This is a genomic window from Janthinobacterium rivuli (genome assembly GCF_029690045.1).
Lineage (GTDB): Bacteria > Pseudomonadota > Gammaproteobacteria > Burkholderiales > Burkholderiaceae_D > Janthinobacterium > Janthinobacterium rivuli.
In genome coordinates, this window is the sequence record NZ_CP121464.1 from 5,499,913 (window position 1) to 5,517,223 (window position 17,311).

The following is a 17,311-nucleotide window of genomic DNA, read 5'->3' on the forward strand; positions in this document are numbered from 1 at the left end:
CCGTGCACACGCGCCTATTGCGTCTTGGCCGACCAGCCGCCGCCCATGGCGCGGTACAGGTCGACGGAAGCGACGAGGATGCGCGTCTTCAGCTGCAGCAGCCCCACGTCCGCGCTGTACAGGGTGCGCTGGGCGTCGAGTTCTTCCAGGTAGGAGGCATAGCCATTGCGGTAGCGGTTGTGCGCGATGCGCAGGGTGTCCGCCGCCGTGGCGCGGCGCGCATCGTTTTCCACGGCTTGCTGCCGCAGCCGGTAGATGGCGCCCAGGCTGTTTTCCGTTTCGGCGAAAGCATTGCGCACCACGTTTTCATATGCGTACACGAGCTGATCGCGCTGCGCGCCGGCCGCATCCGTCTGCGCCTGTACCCGGCCGCCGTCGAACAGGGGGCCGGCCGCCAGCGCCGTCAGGCGCCACAGGGCCGTCGGCGCATGCAGGAAATCGGTCAAGGTCGTGGCCTGCCCGCCGCCGACGGCCGTCAGCTTGAACGAGGGCAGCAGCTGGTCGCGCGTGGCGGCCAGGCTGGCGTTGGCGGCCGCCAGGTTGTGTTCCGCGCGCGCGATGTCGGGCCGCCGGCGCAGCAATTCGGACGGCAGGCCGGCCGGTACGCCGGGCGCCGCCAGCTCGGCCAGCGGCAAGCCGCGCGCGATGGGGCCGGGATTGCCGCCGACGAGGATGGCCAGCGCGTTTTCCTGTTCGAAGATCTGCCGTTGCAGCTGCGGCACCTGCTCGGCCGCCGCATGGTATTCCGATTGCGCCTGCAGCCATTCCAGGCGCGAGCTGTAGCCCACCTCGAACTGCTTGCGCGCCAGCTCGCGCGACTGTTCGCGCAGCTGCAAGGTCGATTGCGTCAGCGCCAGCTGCGCGTCGAGTCCCCGCAAATTCAGATAACTCGTCGCCACGCTGGCGGCGATCGACAGGGCCGCCGCATCGAGGCTGGCCTGCTCGGCGCGGTAGCTCTCGCCCGCCGCATCGCTCAGACTGGCCAGCCGGCCCCACACATCGATTTCATAACTGGCCTGCAGTTCCGCCTGGAAGACGTTCGTCACATACGGCTTGCCGCTGGACGCCAGGGTGCGCGTGCGCGTGGGCGAGCCGTCGAAGGCCAGGTTGGGCGCGCGGTTTGCGTCGGCCTGCGCCAGGCGCGCGCGGTACTCCTGCACGCGGGCGCGCGCCACGCGCAAGTCGCCATTGCGCGCCAGCGCCTCGCCCACCAGGTCGCTCAAGACCGGATCGCCAAAAGCCTGCCACCACAGCTGCTCGACTTGAGCCTCGGTCGCCGCCGGTGCGCCGATGGCTTGCGCACGCCAGCCGGACGGCAGCTGCAGTGCCGACGCAGGCTGCGGCGGGGCGTTGGCGGCGCAGCCGGCCAGCGCCAGCGCACCGGCCATCAGCAGGAAACGGCGCTTCATGGCTTGGCCTTCTTCGGTGCAGGTGGCGGCGCGGGATTCTCCGCCGAGTCGTTCAGCACGGCCGACGTGTCGACGCTGACCACCACCGACATGCCCGGCACGAGACGGCGCGCATTTGCCTGCCCCGCATCGATGCGGATGCGCACGGGAATGCGCTGGGCGATTTTGAGGTAGTTGCCCGTCGCGTTATCGGCCGGCAGCACGGAAAATTCGGAGCCGGTGGCTGGCGAGATGCGCTCGACCTGCCCCGTCAGCACGGCGCCGTCGAGCGCATCGACGTGGAAGGTGGCGCTCTGCCCTTCCTGCACGCCATTCATTTGCGTTTCCTTGAAATTGGCGATCACCCACATCTGGCGCGGCACCAGCGCCATCAGCTGCGCGCCCGAATTCACGTACGCGCCCTGGCGCACCGTCACCTGGCCCAGCTGGCCATCGGACGGCGCCACGATGCGCGTGTTATCGAGGTCGATCTTCGCTGCCTTGACGGCCGCCTGCGCGTTGGCCACGGCCGCTTCCAGGGCCTGCTTGTTGACCACCACGCTATGCACGCTTTGCTGGGCGATGTCGAGATTGGCGCGCGCCTGCGCCAGCGCCGCCGCCATCTGCGCCTGCGTGGCGCGCGACTGGTCGTGTTCGCGCTGCGACAATGAACCATCGGCCACCAGCTGCTCCACCCGATTGAGGTCGGCGCTGGCCTTGCGCGCCTGCGCTTCCGCATTCGCCATCACGGCCTCGCTGACGGAAATGCCCGCCTGCGCGCTGGCCTTTTGCTGTGCCCAGTTCGACAGCGCCGCCTGCTGCGCGGCCAGCTGGGCCTGCGCCTGCTCGTAGCGCTGCTGGTAGATGCGGTCATCGATGCGCACCAGCAGCTGGCCCTCCTTGACGTCCATGAAGTCCTGCACCGTCACTTCCACCACATACCCGGACAGCTGCGTGCCGATGATGGTCACCTGTCCGCGCACGGTGGCGTTTTCCGTCGTCACGATGGGACTGGTGAACGGCGGCAGCCGCCACGCGTACAGCACGATCAGCACGCCCACCAGGGCCACGGCGGCAAAGGCCAGCGCGGACAACCACTGGTGGCGCCGGTCCGGCTGCGCCGTGGAAGGGGCGGCGGGTGCGGGTGCGGTAGGCTGTACTGGCGACGTGGTGTTATTTTCTGTCATTGCTCGGTTCCGAATTGGTAATGGGGACGATGGCCATGGCCGTCTGCGCATCGCGCACGGGGCCGACCAGGCGGCGCGCGCCGGTGGTGATGCGGGTCCAGGACTGGCTGACCAGCATCCAGATCAGGGTGGCGATGGCGACGCCTGCGATCATCAAAAAAACGTCGTTGTAAGCCAGCACGTTGGCTTCGCGCGTGGCGATGGCGCCCAGGCGCGCCACGCCCTGGGCGCTGCGCAAGGCGGGATCCGCCAGCACGCCGCCATAGCTTGCGGCGCCCGACTGCACGCGCGCGGCCACCTGCGGGTCGAGCATGGTGAGATGCTCGACCAGGTAGCTGGAATGGTATTTTTCGCGCGCCGTCTGGATGGTGCCGACGATGGCCGCACCGAGCAAGCCGCCCAGGTTCTGCGTCATGGTAAACATCACGGAAAAACTCACCAGGTTGCGCGGTTCGGCGATCACGGCGCCCATGCCGGCCACCATGGTAGGACCGAGGAAATACGTGCCGCCAAAGGCCAGCAGAAACTGGCTCACATACATGTTGACGGGGCGCGTCTGGCTGGTGGCGTGCGCGTCGATCAGGGCCCCAAAGGCGATCAGCAGCAGCGCGAACATCAGCGAACGGTTCAGGGTGGCCGGATTGATCGTCAGCGCGCTGACCACCAGGCCCGCCACGCTGCCCAGCAGGACCACGATGAACAGGTTCTGCATCTGGTCCGTGTTCAAACCCAGCGCCTGCAAAAAGCCCACGGCGCCCGTCGATTCGGACAGCACGATGCGAAACAGCAGCACGGATAAAAACAGCTTGGCGATCTTGCCCGTGGTGAGCCAGCGCGTGTTGAGCAGCGGGCGCGCGCGGTTATGCTCGATGGCCAGCGAGGCGGCGATCAGCACGATGGAGCACGCCAGGCACACGCCCACCCACTCCGATTCCATCCACCACGCAGTGCGCCCCTGCGCCAGCACGGCGCACAACAGCGCCACGCCGGGCGCGAACAGGATGAAAGTCAGGAAATCGAGCGGCTCGAACGTCTGCACGCGGTCGCCGGGAGGCAGTTTCAGGGCCAGCACGCAGCCCAGCGCCAGCAGGGCCAGCCCCAGCTCGAACAGGTACAGGCCGTGCCACTCGCCGATCTGCAGCAGTTCGGAAGTGAAGATGCGCGCCAGGGGCAGCGCCAGCTGGGCAAAGCCCAAGCCCAGCACCACGCCTTTGAGGCGGTGGCGCGCGGGAAACGCCTGCAGGGTGTAGTACAGCCCCAGCACGCCCAGCGCGCCGCCCACCATGCCATGCGCGGCGCGCACGGCGATCGCCGAGGGCAAGGTATTGGCATACAAGTGGGCGAACGTCACCAGCGCATACAGCACCAGGAATGCTTCCGTAAACAGGCGCAGGCCGAACTGCTGGCGGAACTTCACCAGCAGCAGATTCATGGAGACGATGGTCATCACGTAGGCAGCCGGCAGCCACTGCATCTGGTAGGCATAGGCGGCCAGCGATCCTTGCAGGTTCAGCAAATTGGCCGTCACCAGGCCGTTGCCCAGTCCCCCCGTCAGCGCGACGATCAGGCCGACGATGAAATACGCGACACGCTTGGGCGTCGAATGTTCGGGCATCGATGGCGACCCGGGCAAGGTCGGGCGTTCGCCCGGCCCCCAGGTGCGAGGTGTGTACTTGTCCATGCAGTAATCGCGATCCGGTTTGCTGAAGCCGTTCCTTGCTGCCGTTCTGCTTCCTTCAAGCAAATAGTTGCAAATGAACAGTTCTAGTCAGCAGCATATCACCGCAGGACGTTTTTATTGTTTACATTGTTGCATGGCGTTGCGCCTGCGGCGCAAACGGGGTAGGCAACGGGGCCGGCGGCGCCGGCCCTGTGCTGATGGCGCCAATTACACCCGGGGCGGATCCGTCTCGCGCGCAAACGCCCGGTGCGCGGCCAGCGCCTTTTTAAAGGCCGCCACGGCTTTCACCAGGTCGCCGGACGGCGCGACGATGATGGCGGGATCCGGCTTGCCATCGGGCAGGGTCACCGGCACGCCCGCCTTGTCCAGCAAGTCCTTGCCCGCGCCGATGGCCAGCATCGGCTTGCAGTGGCGGTATTGCAGGCGCAGGAAGTCGAGCGCATTGGCGTCGCTGCCCAGCTGCTGCACGGCGCCCTGGCCGTCCGGCACCACGACGGCGTCGAACAGCACGGACGGTCCCGCTTCAAGCGCAATTTCCACGTCGAGCGGCGCGCCGCCGCTGGTGTCGACTTTCCCCAGGTGGCTGCCCACCAGGCGCGGTACGGCGCCATCGGCCAGCAGCGCGGCATAGATGTTGCGCACCTGCGCGCCATCGCTGCCCGGTCCCACCAGGATGGCCACGCGCAGGGTGTGAATGCCCGTCTTGCCGGGGCGGAAAAACAGCGACAGCGCGGGCGATGGCGGATACGCCGGCAGCGGCTGCAGCGAGGCGCGCGGCATGGCGGGCGGCAGGGCCAGGCCCAGGCCATCGGCCAGGCGCTGCGCCAGGGTCTCGTCGACGTTGCGCAGCATGGCGACGATGCGCTGGCGGATGGCCACCGTTTGCACCTTGCTCAGTTCAAAGCGGAACGCATGCACGATATGGTCTTGTTCGACGGGCGTCTGACTGATCCAGAACAGGCGCGCCTGGGCGTAGTGTTCGGCGAATTTCTCGGGCTTGCCGCGCACCTTGTCGCCCTCGGCGGAAGCGGGAAAACTGTTGAAGCCCTTCGCGCCCGCCTGGAACGGACAGCCGCCCGCCAGCGAATTGGGCTCGTACGCGACCCGGCCCCGGTTGATGGCCTGGCGGTGCATGCCGTCGCGCTGGTTGTTGTGCACGGGCGCCAGCGGCGCATTGATGGGAATTTCGTGGAAATTCGGGCCGCCCAGGCGCGTCAGCTGGGTATCGACATAGGAATGGATGCGTCCCTGCAGCAGCGGGTCGTTGGAGAAATCGATGCCGGGCACGATGTGCGCCGTGCAAAAGGCTACCTGCTCCGTCTCGGCGAAAAAATTGTCGGGATTGCGGTTCAAGACCATTTTCCCGACGGGGATGAGCGGGACGACTTCTTCGGGAATCAGCTTGGTCGGGTCGAGCACGTCGAAGGGAAACGCTTCCGCCTGCGCTTCCGTGAAGACCTGGAACGACAGCTCGTATTCCGGGTATTCTCCGCACTCGATGGATTCCCACAGGTCGCGCCGGTGGAAGTCGGAATCGGCGCCGCTGATCTTGACGGCTTCGTCCCACACGAGCGAATGCGTGCCGGCCATCGGCGACCAGTGGAATTTGCAAAACACGGACTGGCCCTTGGCATTGACGAGGCGGAAGGTATGCACGCCGAAGCCCTGCATCATCCGATAACTGCGCGGGATGGCGCGGTCCGACATGACCCACATCAGCATGTGCGTGATTTCCGGCGACAGCGAGGCGAAGTCCCAGAAGGTGTCGTGCGCGCTGGCCGCCTGCGGCATGCCATGATGCGGCTCGGGCTTGACGGCATGGACCACGTCCGGGAACTTCATCGCATCCTGGATGAAGAAGACGGGGATGTTATTGCCCACCAAATCCCAGTTGCCCTCGTCCGTATAAAACTTCACGGCAAAGCCGCGCACGTCGCGCGCCGTATCGGTCGAACCGCGTTCACCGGCCACGGTGGAAAAGCGCACGAAGACGGGCGTGCGCTTGCCCGCCCTGGCGAACGGCGCGGCACGCGTCAGCTTGCCTTGCTCCTTGTAGCATTCGAAGTAACCGTGGGCGGCCGAGCCGCGCGCATGCACGACGCGCTCGGGGATGCGCTCATGGTCGAAATGCGTGAGTTTTTCACGCAAAATAAAATCTTCCATCAGGGTGGGGCCGCGCAAGCCCGCCTTCAGCGAGTTCTGGTTGTCGCCCACAGGCACGCCCTGATTCGTCGTCAGCACGCAGCCGCTGTCGTCGCTACGGGCGCCATCCAGCGAGGCGTTGCGCGCATTCTCGCCCGGCACCGGCTGGCCATCGCCCGTCTTCGGAGAAGGTAGCGTTTCGCCCGTGGTGCTGGCCGTGGCCAGCGGCTCGCCCGTCGCCACATGCACGCCTTCGGGCGGCGTGCGCGCCGCCTCGCCATACTGGCCCTCTTCCTTGGGATTGACGGCCATGGCGGCGGATAGCGGCTGGCCGGCGGCCGTCTTTTGCAGCAGCGCGCGGGTCACGTCGTTGTCCGCGCCCAGGCTGTGCGGCGCATTGCTGTCGGATGGGCCGGACATGCTGCTCATGACGGAGCCAGCACCGTCCGTGGACGGCGTTTTCTTGTTGGTAGCCATTACGTCTCCTGTAAGTAGTTTGCCCCGGGAGAACGCTACAACTCCCTCATTCAGCGCACGAACAGGGCAATCAAAATAATGATGGGAATAGGTATGCCGATCAACCACAACAAAATGGAGCGCATCATCACTCTCCTTTACTGCTTGTTACTACCTTGTGCGCGTGGGCGCCGGCCCGCCCCGCCATGACGGCGAAGGGAACGGCGCCCACGATAACTACCTTCCAGGAAAGCGCAGAACTTACTTGCGCGAGCCCAGCAGTTTCGACAGGCCATAACCGGCGGCCGCCGCAATCAGCAAGGACACGGCCGGGCGTTCGCGCACATAGTCGCGGCCCGTTTCGCCGGCGCGCTGGCAGGCGGCGCCCAATTGCTTGCCTCGCGCCATCAGGCGTTCGGATGCCTTGTTGACGGTATCGCTGACCTGATCGAGGCGGTCGCCCACCTGGTCCACGCCGTCATGGGCACGCGTGGCCACCTTGTCGGCCAGGGGCTGGGCCTGGCTTGCCACCTTGTCGATGGTGCGGTGCAAATCCTGGCGGGTATCCTGGGCGGTGCCGTTCATATCGGAGCTGGTTTTTTCAATCGCGTTCATGATGGTTTCCTTTAACAGTGAATAATTTCAACCATGCTCGATGCCGTGACCGAATCATGATTCTCCTCGCTTCGGGGAAAAAGAAGCGCCTAAACGCTGCCGGGCTGAGCCATATCAAACAGTGGATCAGCAGCAAGCTGTTGGCACTACCTTAACCGCCCACGCCGGGCGCCACCGTGCGCTGCCACACCTTGAAGCGCAGACTTAAATTCCTGTTGGAAATAACAATCCCCGCCGGCTTGGTAGGGCTGGCGGGGAAACTAAATATGTATGGATTTTTAAGCTGATTTTCCGCATAATTGCGAGAGGCAATAGCCATACATATAAACAAATGTCCAAATCAAAAGCCATACAAGAAGAAAGCCGGGCCCATGCGTGGATCACGCCGTTCGTGCAGCACGGCGGTCCGCGCTACCTGCAGATCGCCGACATGCTCGAGCGCGCGCTGTCCGATGGCAGCCTGCGCCCGGGCGACCGCTTGCCGCCGCAGCGCAGTCTGGCCGCGCTGTTCCAGATCGACCTGACGACGGTGACGCGCGCCTATGACGAAGCCAAGCGCCGCAATCTGCTGGAAGGGCATGGCGCCCGCGGCACCTATGTGGCGGCGCCGAAAGTGGAATTGACGCAGATGCTGGACCTGAGCATGAATATCCCGCCGCCGCCGGTGGGCGTGGATTTTGACGACTTGCTGAAACAGGGCGTGGCGCAGGTGCTGATGCGCACGGACAGCGATCTGTTGATGAGCTATCACCTGGGCGGCGGCGGCAAGGCCGACCGGGCGGCAGGCGCCGTCTGGCTGGCGCCCATGTTCGGCGACGTCGATGCGGAACACGTGGTGGCCTGCCCTGGCGCGCAGGCGGCGCTGGCGGCGCTGATCCTGACCCTGAGCCGGCCCGGCGACGCCATTCTCACGGAAGGCGCCGTGTACCCGGGCTTGCGCTCGGCGGCGGGGCAGTTGAACCGCAAGGTCATCGTCGTGGAAAAGGATGCGGACGGCATGCTGCCCGAGGCGCTGGAAAAAGCCAGCCGCAAGCACCATGCGCGCCTCGTCTACCTGAATCCCACCCTGCAAAATCCAACGGCGCACACCATGCCGGCCGCGCGCCGCCTGGCCATCACGGAAGTGGCCATCCGCTGCGGCATGCACATCATCGAGGACGATCCGTACTGGCTGCTGGCCTCCGACGCGCCGCCCCCGCTGGCCCATTTCGCCCCTGGCCACGTGTCGTATATCGCCACCCTGTCGAAATGCCTGGCGCCCGGCTTGCGCATGGCCTATGCACTGGTGCCCGACGCGCAGTTGCGCGAGCGCTTGCTGCAGGCGCTGCGGTCCTTCTCCCTGATGGCCACGCCGCTGACGACGGCGCTGGCGACGCAATGGATACACGACGGCTCCGCGCATGCGCTGCTGGCCGGCATCCGCAGCGAAGCGGATGCGCGCCAGGACATCATCCGCACCATCCTCACCGGCAGCAGCCACCCGCGCAGCGACGGTATCCATGTCTGGTTTTCACTGCCCAGCTACTGGACCTCGCGCGAACTGGCCGCCACGGCCCGCGCCCAGGGCGTGGCCGTCACGGCCTCGGACGCCTTCTACGACAGCCGCCCGCCGAACGCCATCCGCATCTCGCTGGGCAGCCTCCGCGATCGCGCGCGCCTGGCCAGCGCATTGAAGAAATTATCGCTGCTGCTGGCGCACAAGCCGGCCGTACACGGGGAATTCGTCATTTAACGGCGCAAACGCGCATCGACCGAATACCTGCCCGCGCCGCTGATGGCAATCGTGCCGAAGACGATGATCAGCAGCCAGCCGAACTGGCCGTCGGCGATGCTCCAGTCAGGGTGCACGAGCAGCATCGATACGCCCAGCAGGAACAGCAAAGGCAGGCAGGCCAGGCGCGTCAGCAAGCCGGCGGCGACCAGCAGCGGGCAGACGATTTCCGCGAACAGGGCGCAATACAGGGTGACGGCGCGGCCCAGGTGTAGCGGGTCGTCGATGTGCGCCAGTTCCTCGGAAAAATGCAGCAGCTTGGGCAAGCCGTGCACGTGCAGCACCAGCAGCGCGCCCGCCACGCGCGCAAACAGCAAGCCGGCATCGGGTAAAAAGGGGCCGGCCAGCGCCGCCATCGAGTTTTTCTTCATGATCGCTCCAGTGGGAAAGCCAGTCGGCGCGGCGCGCCGCTGCCAGCCATCATAGGCAGGCGCGAGACTCGGCGCGACTGGTCTTTTGGCAGAGGCGCCGGCGCGCGCGAAGGCCTAGACTGGCCGATGCCATCACTGGTCCAGGCCGTAACCGGCCTCCCTCCCCCATCCCCGAAGGAAATGCATCATGTCGAAGAAAATCGAAGCCGAAGAAGTCACTTCCCGCCGCAAGCTGCTCGTCAGCGTCGCCGGTGTCGCCGCCGGTGCGGGCCTGCTGGCCGCCGGTGGCGCCAGCGCCGCCGCCAAGCCTGCCGCTGCCGCCGCCAACGCGCCGGGCAAGCTCAGCATCAATAGCGTCACCGTCAAGGACGGCACCGTCATCCATTTCAAGGACTGGGGCACGGGTACGCCCGTCGTCTTCAGCCACGGCTGGCCATTGCAGGGCGACGCCTGGGAAGACCAGATGATGTTCCTGGCCAGCCACGGCTACCGCGTGATCGCGCACGACCGCCGCGGCCACGGCTTGTCCAGCCAGCCATGGCAGGGCAACGACATGGATACCTACGCCGACGACCTGGCCACCCTGCTCGACGCGCTCGACATCAAGGGCGCGACCCTGGTCGGCCATTCGACGGGCGGCGGCGAAGTTGCCCGCTATATCGGCCGCCATGGCGAAAAGCGCGTGGCCAAGGCCGTGCTGGTGGGCGCCGTGCCGCCGCAGATGGTCAAGTCGGAGACGAATCCGGGCGGCTTGCCGATGTCGGTGTTCGACGGCATCCGCGCCGGCGTGCTGGCCGACCGCTCGCAATTTTTCAAGGACCTGACGGTGCCCTTCTTCGGCGCCAACCGTCCCGGCAACAAGGTATCGCAAGGCATGCGCGACACCTTCTGGCTGCAAGGCATGCAGTGCGGCATCAAGAACGCCTACGATTGCATCAAGCAGTTTTCCGAGACGGACTTCACGGCCGACCTGAAGAAAATCTCCGTGCCGACCCTGGTGGTGCACGGCGGCGACGACCAGATCGTGCCGATCGACGCTTCCGGCAAGGCCGCGGCCAAGCTCATCAAGAACGCCAAGCTGGTCATCTATGAAGGCGCGCCGCACGGCTTGCCGGCCACCCACAAGGACCGCCTGAACGAAGACTTGCTGGCTTTTATCAAGTCCTGACCGTTCTGCGCTTCCCGCACCGCCGGCCCGCCCGGCGGTGTTTTCCTCCCCCACCGCGTAAAAAAACCGCCCGCCTCCCCCATTCGTATAACTGCCTTGCCTGACGGCACGTGCATACTTGTTGCAATGCGGCATACGCCGCGACAGCGACAGGAGCACGGCGATGGCCAGCATGCATTATTTCCCTCAGACGCAAGACGCCAGCCTGGCGCACGCGCAGCGCATGGGCAGCATGGACGAATTTGCCGCATCGGTCGCGCACGAGGTGCGCCAGCCGCTGGCGGCCATCGCGCTCAATGCCGATGCCGCCTTGCGCTGGCTCGACCACGATCCCCCACGCCTCGACGAGGCGCGCGCGGCGCTGGCCCTGGTCGCCAGCGCCGGCAGCCATGCCAGCGCCGTGTTGCGCAGCGTGCACGGCCTGGCCTGCAAGGCGCCGGGCAGCCACGATCATTTTGTCGCTGACGACGCCGTGCAAGACCTGCTGCCGTTGCTGCGCGCGCCACTGCAACGCCACGCCATCCACCTGGAAACGCAACTGGCACCTGGCCGCCCGCTGCTGCACGCCGACCCGGTGCAATTCCGGCAAGTCATCCTGAACCTGCTGATGAACGCCATCGAAGCCCTGCCGGGCACCAGCGGCCGGCCGCGCACGGTGCTGCTGTCTTCGCAACTGGATGGGGGCGTGCAGCATTTCAGCATCGCCGACAATGGCGCCGGCATCGCGCCGCAGGCGGCCGGCCGCCTGTACCAGGCCCTGTATTCCAGCAAGCCGGACGGCATGGGCATGGGCCTGGCCATCTGCCGCCGCATCGTCGACGCGCATGGCGGCCGCCTGTGGCATGCGCCCGGCGCGCCCCACGGCAGCGTCTTCCACTTCACCCTGCCAGCGTTATGAGGACAACCATGGACATGGACATGACCACGCCCCCGGCCGATCCGCCGATTACCCTCTTGATCGCCGACGACCACCCGCTGATCCTGGCCGGCCTGGCCTCGCTGATCGCATCCCTGCCAGGTTTCCTCCTGCTGGGCCAGGCCGGCACGGGCCGCGCCGCCGTGGAGCTGTACCGGGAGCTGCGGCCCGACGTGGTACTGATGGATTTGAACATGCCGGAAATGCATGGCGTCGAGGCGATCGAGCGCATCTGCGCGGACGACGCGCAAGCGAAGATCGTCATCCTTACCACCTACCAGGGCGAGGACAGCGTGCACCGGGCCTTGCGCGCCGGCGCGCGCGGCTACCTGCTGAAGGATTCCGGTTTCCTGCAACTGACGCAGTGCATCCGCCAGGTGGCCGCCGGCAGGCATTACCTGCCGCCGGAACTGGCGGCGCAGCAGGCCGGCCGCATCGAGGCGAACCGCCTGTCGAAACGCGAGCACGACATCCTGCTGCACCTGTCCGCGGGCAAGAGCAACAAGATGATCGCGCGCAGCGCCGGCATCGAGGTGGGCACCGTCAAATTTCACGTGAATAATATTTTGACCAAGCTCAACGTATCAAGCCGCACTGAAGCGGCCACTGTGGCCGCCCGGCGCGGCTTGCTGGGCGCGTTCTAGCTGCAGGGAACCGGGGTCAGACCCGCCGGGTCTTACCCCAGCATTTACGCTGCATCATCATCCAACTTTGCCGCGGCCTTGGCCAATGTCGGCTTGGCTTCCACGCCGCTGATCTTCGGCACGCATTCGCTGCGCAGCCACGACACCGTGATGGCTTCGCCCGCCATCAGGCGCTTGACGCCGGGGACGATCTGTTCGCCGATCAGCATGCCCAGCAGACCGATCAGGGCAATGGCGGGCGGCGCCGGCGAGCGCACCTGCAGGACGGCGTAGATGATGCCAACGAGCAAGCCCACGGCCAGCGAAATCACATATAACTTCATGGCGCATTCCTTTCGATAAAAAAAACGCCGCGCGCGGTCAGGCGCGCGGCGCATGGCATAGCCGCGCGGCGATTACTTGGCCGGCACCGGCGCCAGGGTGGCGTGTTCGCCGTGAATGCGCTGCGGCGCCTTGTGCACCATCGTGTAGGCGTAGTCGACGCCCATGCCGTAGGCGCCCGAGTGTTCGCGCACGATGGCCATCACGGCATCGTAAGTTGCCTTGTGCGCCCAGTCGCGCTGCCATTCCAGCAGCACTTGCTGCCAGGTGACCGGCACCACGCCGGCCTGGATCATGCGCTGCATGGCGTAGTCGTGCGCTTCCTTCGACGTGCCGCCGGAAGCGTCGGCCACCATATAGATTTCGTAGTCGCCTTCGAGCATCGCGCACAGGGCGAAGCTGTTGTTGCACACTTCCGTCCACAGGCCCGACACGACGACTTTCTTCTTGCCGTTGGCAGCCAGCGCATCGCGCACCTTCTGGTCATCCCAGGAATTCATCGAGCTGCGCTCGAGGATATCCTTGCCGGGGAAGACGTCGAGCAATTCCGGATAGGTATGGCCGGAGAAGCTTTCCGTTTCGACGGTCGTGATGATGGTGGGGATGTTGAACACCTTGGCGGCCTTGGCCAGGCCCACGGTATTGTTTTTCAGCGCTTGCCGGTCCATCGACTGCACGCCGAACGCCATTTGCGGCTGCTGGTCGATGAAAATGATCTGGCAATTGTCGGGGGTAAGGACTTCCAGTTTCGGATTGGTCATGATGTCATCCATGAAGACAGGGTTGAGTGGGTACTGCCGTGCATCGTATGCCTGGCGGCGCGCCCGCACCACTATCTAAATATAGGCTGGCATGTTGATTGCCTATGGGAAATACCTCCTGCACGAGGGCAGGCGCTGCGGTAAAATACCTTTTGCTCACCATGCTCCGACGACTCTTGATCACTAACTCCTCTTTGCCAGACAACACCATGCGCAGCGATACGGCACCGATACGCGTCCTCATCGCCGACGACCACCAGTTGCTGCTCGACGGCATCGCCACCTTGCTGCAGTCATTTCCGGGCGTGCAACTGGCGGGCCAGGCCACCGATGGCCAGCAGGCGGTGCAGCAGTTCGACGCGCTGCTGCCCGATGTCACGCTGATGGATTTGCAGATGCCGGTCATGAGCGGCCTTGACGCGATCGGCGCCATCCGCGCGCGCCATCCGCAGGCGCGCATCATCGTGCTGACCACCTACAAGGGCGACACGCAGGTGCTGCGCGCCATCCGCGCGGGCGCGTGCGGCTATGTGCTGAAAAGCGCGCTGCGCCACGAATTGCTGGCGGCGATACAGAACGTGCACGCGGGGCGGCGCCACATCACGCCCGAGATCGAAGCGGAACTGGCCCTGTATGCGTGCAGCGACGTGCTGTCGAACCGCGAGCTGGACGTGCTCAAGCAGGTCGCGCAGGGCAATTCCAACCGCGAAACGGGCGCCCTGCTGCAGATCAAGGAAGAAACCGTCAAGGCGCACATGAGCACCATCCTGGCCAAGCTGGGCGCGAGGGACCGCACCCACGCCGTCACCATCGCGCTACGGCGCGGCATCCTCGACGCCTGAGCGGCGCCAGCGCTGCCACCAGCGGCGCAGCGGGCCGTGCGCCAGCGGCCAGGCGCGGCGCGCCGGCACCCGCAGGTGCCACTGCGTGCCACCGCCATCGTGCCCGCCCACGGACAGGCGCGCACCGAGTTTCGCGGCGCGCTCGCGCATGCCGGGCATGCCCCAGTGTCCGGGAATCTGTCCATTGGCCGCGACCACCGGCGGCAAGCCCTGGCCATCGTCGCGCACGAGCAGTTCGATGCCGCCGCACGCATAGCGCACCGTCACCTCGACCACCTGCGCGCGCGCATGCCGGAAGGCATTGCGCAGCGCTTCGCTGGCGATGCGGTAGATCTCGTGCGCGGCGCGCGCATGCAGCAGGCGCGCCTCGCCTTCCTGCGCATAGCGGAACACGATGCCGTGCTGCGCCGCCAGCCGTTCGCCTTCGCGCTGCAGGATGACGCTCCAGCGCGCGCCGGCATCGTCGCCGGCGCGCAGGTCGTGCACGTGGTCGCGCCCCTCGCCCAGCATGCGATCCGCGTCGTCGAGCGCGCGCAGCATGGCGGCGCGCGCGGGATCATCCTCGGCGATGGCCATGCTGGCATTGTGAAAGTGCAGGATCATCGCCTGCGTGCCCTGCAGCAGGGTATCGTGCAGCTCGCGCGCGATGCGTTCGCGCTCGGCCTGCTGCGCCTCCATCCGCGCCTGCAGGCGCGCGGCGTGCTCGCGCATCCGCCAGCGGCAGACGCCATACGCGGCCGCCAGCAGCGCCGCCGCGCACAGGCTGCGGAACCACCAGGTCTGGTAAAAGGCGGGCAACACGCGGAACGGCAGTTGCGCCACCGCGCTGGCCACGCCGTCGCCATTGATGGCCATCACCTGGAAGCGGTAGGCGCCAGGTCCCAGGCCCGTATATTGCGCCTGGCGCTGCCCGTCCGCGTTCTGCCAGACATTGTCATAGCCTTCCAGCCGGTAGCGGAAACGCAGGCGGGCCGGCGCGCCCAGACTGCTGGCGTTGTAGGCGAACTGCACGCCGCGTGTGCCGGCCGGCAAGCGCTCATAATCGGCGACGGCGACGCGCTGGCCATCGACCATCAATGCCCCGATCTCGGCCTGCGGCGCCGGCAGCGGCGGCGTCGGCTGGCGCGGGTCGATCCAGAAGGTCGCGCTCTCGCGTGAAAACCAGATTTTTCCATCGTCCGCTTCGGCTATCGAGCCGTTGTGCAGCAAGCTCATTTTGCCGTTCAAGCCATCGGCGCCATCGTACCAGCGCGCCTGCATGGCGTAGGACGGATCGCGCAGGGCCTGCGCCACTTCGGCCGCGGCCACGCGCACGGCGCCATTGCCCGTATTGAGCCACAGGCTGCCGTCGCGCGCGCGCAGCATGCCGACCGCGCCGTCGAAAACGCCGGGCGCCGCGGCGCGCAGCGGCACGAAGCGCCCGCCGCGCCACAGGGCCAGGCCCTGCTGGCCGCCCGCCAGCAGCTGGCCGCCCGTTTCCAGCAGCGCCGGCACCTTGCCCAGATCCAGCCCCTGTGCGGGACCGTAGCTGGCCAGGCGCCCGCCGTCCAGCACCGCCACGCTGCCGTCCGGATAGGACAGCCACAGGCGCCCGGCCGCATCGGCCAGCAGCGCCAGCGGCACCTTGCGCCCGCCCTCGGGCAAGGCCGGTTCTCGCCGCCATGCGCCGTCCGCGTACTGAAATACGCCGGCGCCGCTGAAAATCGCCCACAGGCTGCCGTCGGGCGCGTTCACGGCCATGCGCACCCGTTTCAACGCGGCCGCTTCCGGCGGATAGGCAATCGTCTCGAGCACGCGGCCATCGTCGCCATCGAGCCGCAGCAAGCCGGCGCGGGTGCCGACGCGGATGCCGCCCGGCGCCGCCATGATGGCGGTGACGGGACCCAACGCAGGCGCGCGCAGCACCTTGCCGTCGGGCGCCGCCAGCATCAGCGGCGTATCGCCCTCCTTCGACAGCCACATGCGCCCGCCGGTGCCGGGCGACAGCTGCTGCGCGCGGAAGGCTTCGGGCGCCTCGGGCCCCGCGCGCGCGCTGAGGATCACGGGCGCGGCCTGGCGAAAACGGTCCAGGCCCGCATACGTGGCGACCCAGACATTGCCTTCGTTGTCGTCGCACAGGGAAGCGATCAGCACATTGCTCAAGCCATCCTTGGGCAGGAACGATTCCGTGTCGCCGCTGATGCCCAGCTGCTGCGGCCCCAGCGCGCCGGCGCTGCGCGTACGGTGCAGGCCGAACTGGCTGTCGAACCACAGGGTGCCCTGGCGGTCGACCAGCATGCTGCCGCTGGTGCCGCTCGTATCGCGGTAGATCCAGCGGTGGTCGAGCTGGTCGTAGCGCTCGAGCGAGTCGATGATGCGAATGCCGCGCAGCTCCAGCAGATACAGGCGGCCATCCGGTCCCTGCTGCGGCGGAGCGCGCAAGTCGAGGCGGCCCACGGGCGGCGCGAAGCGCGCCTGGCCCTGCTGCCAGATAAATAAACCCTGTTCGCTGAACACACCCAGCCTGCCGTCGCGGTCCGCGAACACGGCCGAGGCCTTTTGCGCCGTGTAGCCTTGCGCCGGCCCCATCGCCTGCCAGCGCCGGCCGTCGAAGCGCGATACCCCGGCCACGCCGGCGGCCCACACGGCGCCTGTGGCGTCGATGGCGAAACCCCAGACGGAACCGGGCCGCACGCCCTGCGCCTCGCCGTAATTGCGCACCACGCCATCCTTGACATGGCTGATGCCGCCCACTTGCCAGCCCACCCACATGCCGCCGTCGGCAGCGCGCTTGAGGGCCAGAATCACCGTATCGGGAAACACACCCTGGCGGGCGCGCAAGGGTTCGAAACGCAGGCCGTCAAAGCGCACCAGGCCCGCATGGGTGCCCAGCCACAGGAAGCCGTCACCGCCTTGGGCGATGACGCTGATGTCGTCCGGCGCGCCATCTCTGGACGTCCAGCTGGTGTGCTGCAGCTGGTGAATGCCGCGCGCCGCGTCGATGGCCAGCGCCGGAGGGCTGAACAACAGCAGCAGGCAGCACAGCGCGGCCAGGACGGGCAAGCGCAT

At 66.7% G+C, this 17,311-nt stretch carries 14 protein-coding genes; 5 read left to right on the top strand and 9 right to left on the bottom strand.

Annotated features, from left to right (window positions below; all coding sequences use genetic code 11):
• Positions 1–14: 14 nt before the first annotated feature.
• From P9875_RS24945 to P9875_RS24965, 5 genes are all read right to left on the bottom strand, one after another.
• Positions 15–1,409, bottom strand: a complete 1,395-nt coding sequence (locus P9875_RS24945; RefSeq protein ID WP_278316890.1) for an efflux transporter outer membrane subunit — start codon at positions 1,407–1,409, stop codon at positions 15–17.
• The gene (locus P9875_RS24950; protein WP_278316891.1) at positions 1,406–2,575 is read right to left on the bottom strand and encodes an HlyD family secretion protein; all 1,170 of its coding nucleotides are present in this window, start codon (positions 2,573–2,575) and stop codon (positions 1,406–1,408) included. Before P9875_RS24950 ends, P9875_RS24945 begins: the two co-directional genes overlap by 4 nt.
• Positions 2,562–4,256, bottom strand: a complete 1,695-nt coding sequence (locus P9875_RS24955) for an MFS transporter (protein WP_278316892.1) — start codon at positions 4,254–4,256, stop codon at positions 2,562–2,564. Before P9875_RS24955 ends, P9875_RS24950 begins: the two co-directional genes overlap by 14 nt.
• A gap of 207 nt (positions 4,257–4,463) precedes the next feature.
• Complete coding sequence (locus P9875_RS24960; protein ID WP_278316893.1) at positions 4,464–6,875, bottom strand: catalase; 2,412 nt, start codon at positions 6,873–6,875, stop codon at positions 4,464–4,466.
• Between the two features lie 240 nt (positions 6,876–7,115).
• Positions 7,116–7,469, bottom strand: coding sequence for a DUF883 family protein (locus tag P9875_RS24965; RefSeq protein WP_278316894.1), 354 nt, complete (start codon positions 7,467–7,469; stop codon positions 7,116–7,118).
• Between the two features lie 331 nt (positions 7,470–7,800).
• Here P9875_RS24965 and P9875_RS24970 point away from each other — a divergent pair, with 331 nt between their 5' ends.
• Entirely contained in the window at positions 7,801–9,201 is a 1,401-nt protein-coding gene (locus tag P9875_RS24970) for a PLP-dependent aminotransferase family protein (RefSeq protein WP_278316895.1), read from the top strand.
• Here the strand turns inward: P9875_RS24970 and P9875_RS24975 are convergent.
• Positions 9,198–9,611, bottom strand: coding sequence for a DoxX family protein (locus P9875_RS24975; protein ID WP_200880283.1), 414 nt, complete (start codon positions 9,609–9,611; stop codon positions 9,198–9,200). The genes P9875_RS24970 and P9875_RS24975 overlap by 4 nt on opposite strands.
• A gap of 187 nt (positions 9,612–9,798) precedes the next feature.
• Here P9875_RS24975 and P9875_RS24980 point away from each other — a divergent pair, with 187 nt between their 5' ends.
• The 3 genes from P9875_RS24980 (at position 9,799) to P9875_RS24990 (ending at position 12,339) form a co-directional block, all read left to right on the top strand.
• Positions 9,799–10,779, top strand: coding sequence for an alpha/beta fold hydrolase (locus tag P9875_RS24980; protein ID WP_278316896.1), 981 nt, complete (start codon positions 9,799–9,801; stop codon positions 10,777–10,779).
• 163 nt (positions 10,780–10,942) lie between these two features.
• Positions 10,943–11,677 carry a sensor histidine kinase gene (locus P9875_RS24985; protein ID WP_278316897.1) on the top strand — a complete coding sequence of 245 codons (735 nt, stop codon included), beginning with the start codon at positions 10,943–10,945 and terminating at the stop codon, positions 11,675–11,677.
• 20 nt (positions 11,678–11,697) lie between these two features.
• Entirely contained in the window at positions 11,698–12,339 is a 642-nt protein-coding gene (locus P9875_RS24990) for a response regulator (protein ID WP_035828117.1), read from the top strand.
• Between the two features lie 44 nt (positions 12,340–12,383).
• Here P9875_RS24990 and P9875_RS24995 read toward each other — a convergent pair whose 3' ends face one another.
• Positions 12,384–12,662 carry a XapX domain-containing protein gene (locus tag P9875_RS24995; RefSeq protein ID WP_035821735.1) on the bottom strand — a complete coding sequence of 93 codons (279 nt, stop codon included), beginning with the start codon at positions 12,660–12,662 and terminating at the stop codon, positions 12,384–12,386.
• 72 nt (positions 12,663–12,734) lie between these two features.
• On the bottom strand, positions 12,735–13,421 hold the full coding sequence (locus P9875_RS25000) for a hydrolase (protein ID WP_035828118.1): 687 nt from the start codon (positions 13,419–13,421) through the stop codon (positions 12,735–12,737).
• Between the two features lie 209 nt (positions 13,422–13,630).
• Here P9875_RS25000 and P9875_RS25005 point away from each other — a divergent pair, with 209 nt between their 5' ends.
• Positions 13,631–14,263 carry a response regulator transcription factor gene (locus tag P9875_RS25005; protein WP_278316898.1) on the top strand — a complete coding sequence of 211 codons (633 nt, stop codon included), beginning with the start codon at positions 13,631–13,633 and terminating at the stop codon, positions 14,261–14,263.
• Here the strand turns inward: P9875_RS25005 and P9875_RS25010 are convergent.
• Positions 14,237–17,311: a sensor histidine kinase gene (locus tag P9875_RS25010; RefSeq protein WP_278316899.1), complete on the bottom strand. Its 3,075-nt coding sequence runs from the start codon at positions 17,309–17,311 to the stop codon at positions 14,237–14,239. The genes P9875_RS25005 and P9875_RS25010 overlap by 27 nt on opposite strands.

Excerpts from the sequence above, each read along its gene's own strand:
- P9875_RS24945 (WP_278316890.1), bottom strand. The coding sequence starts at position 1,409 with ATGAAGCGCCGTTTCCTGCTGATGGCCGGTGCGCTGGCGCTGGCCGGC.
- P9875_RS24950 (WP_278316891.1), bottom strand. The coding sequence starts at position 2,575 with ATGACAGAAAATAACACCACGTCGCCAGTACAGCCTACCGCACCCGCA.
- P9875_RS24955 (WP_278316892.1), bottom strand. The coding sequence starts at position 4,256 with ATGGACAAGTACACACCTCGCACCTGGGGGCCGGGCGAACGCCCGACC.
- P9875_RS24960 (WP_278316893.1), bottom strand. The coding sequence starts at position 6,875 with ATGGCTACCAACAAGAAAACGCCGTCCACGGACGGTGCTGGCTCCGTC.
- P9875_RS24965 (WP_278316894.1), bottom strand. The coding sequence starts at position 7,469 with ATGAACGCGATTGAAAAAACCAGCTCCGATATGAACGGCACCGCCCAG.
- P9875_RS24970 (WP_278316895.1), top strand. The coding sequence starts at position 7,801 with ATGTCCAAATCAAAAGCCATACAAGAAGAAAGCCGGGCCCATGCGTGG.
- P9875_RS24975 (WP_200880283.1), bottom strand. The coding sequence starts at position 9,611 with ATGAAGAAAAACTCGATGGCGGCGCTGGCCGGCCCCTTTTTACCCGAT.
- P9875_RS24980 (WP_278316896.1), top strand. The coding sequence starts at position 9,799 with ATGTCGAAGAAAATCGAAGCCGAAGAAGTCACTTCCCGCCGCAAGCTG.
- P9875_RS24985 (WP_278316897.1), top strand. The coding sequence starts at position 10,943 with ATGGCCAGCATGCATTATTTCCCTCAGACGCAAGACGCCAGCCTGGCG.
- P9875_RS24990 (WP_035828117.1), top strand. The coding sequence starts at position 11,698 with ATGACCACGCCCCCGGCCGATCCGCCGATTACCCTCTTGATCGCCGAC.
- P9875_RS24995 (WP_035821735.1), bottom strand. The coding sequence starts at position 12,662 with ATGAAGTTATATGTGATTTCGCTGGCCGTGGGCTTGCTCGTTGGCATC.
- P9875_RS25000 (WP_035828118.1), bottom strand. The coding sequence starts at position 13,421 with ATGACCAATCCGAAACTGGAAGTCCTTACCCCCGACAATTGCCAGATC.
- P9875_RS25005 (WP_278316898.1), top strand. The coding sequence starts at position 13,631 with ATGCGCAGCGATACGGCACCGATACGCGTCCTCATCGCCGACGACCAC.
- P9875_RS25010 (WP_278316899.1), bottom strand. The coding sequence starts at position 17,311 with ATGCGCTTGCCCGTCCTGGCCGCGCTGTGCTGCCTGCTGCTGTTGTTC.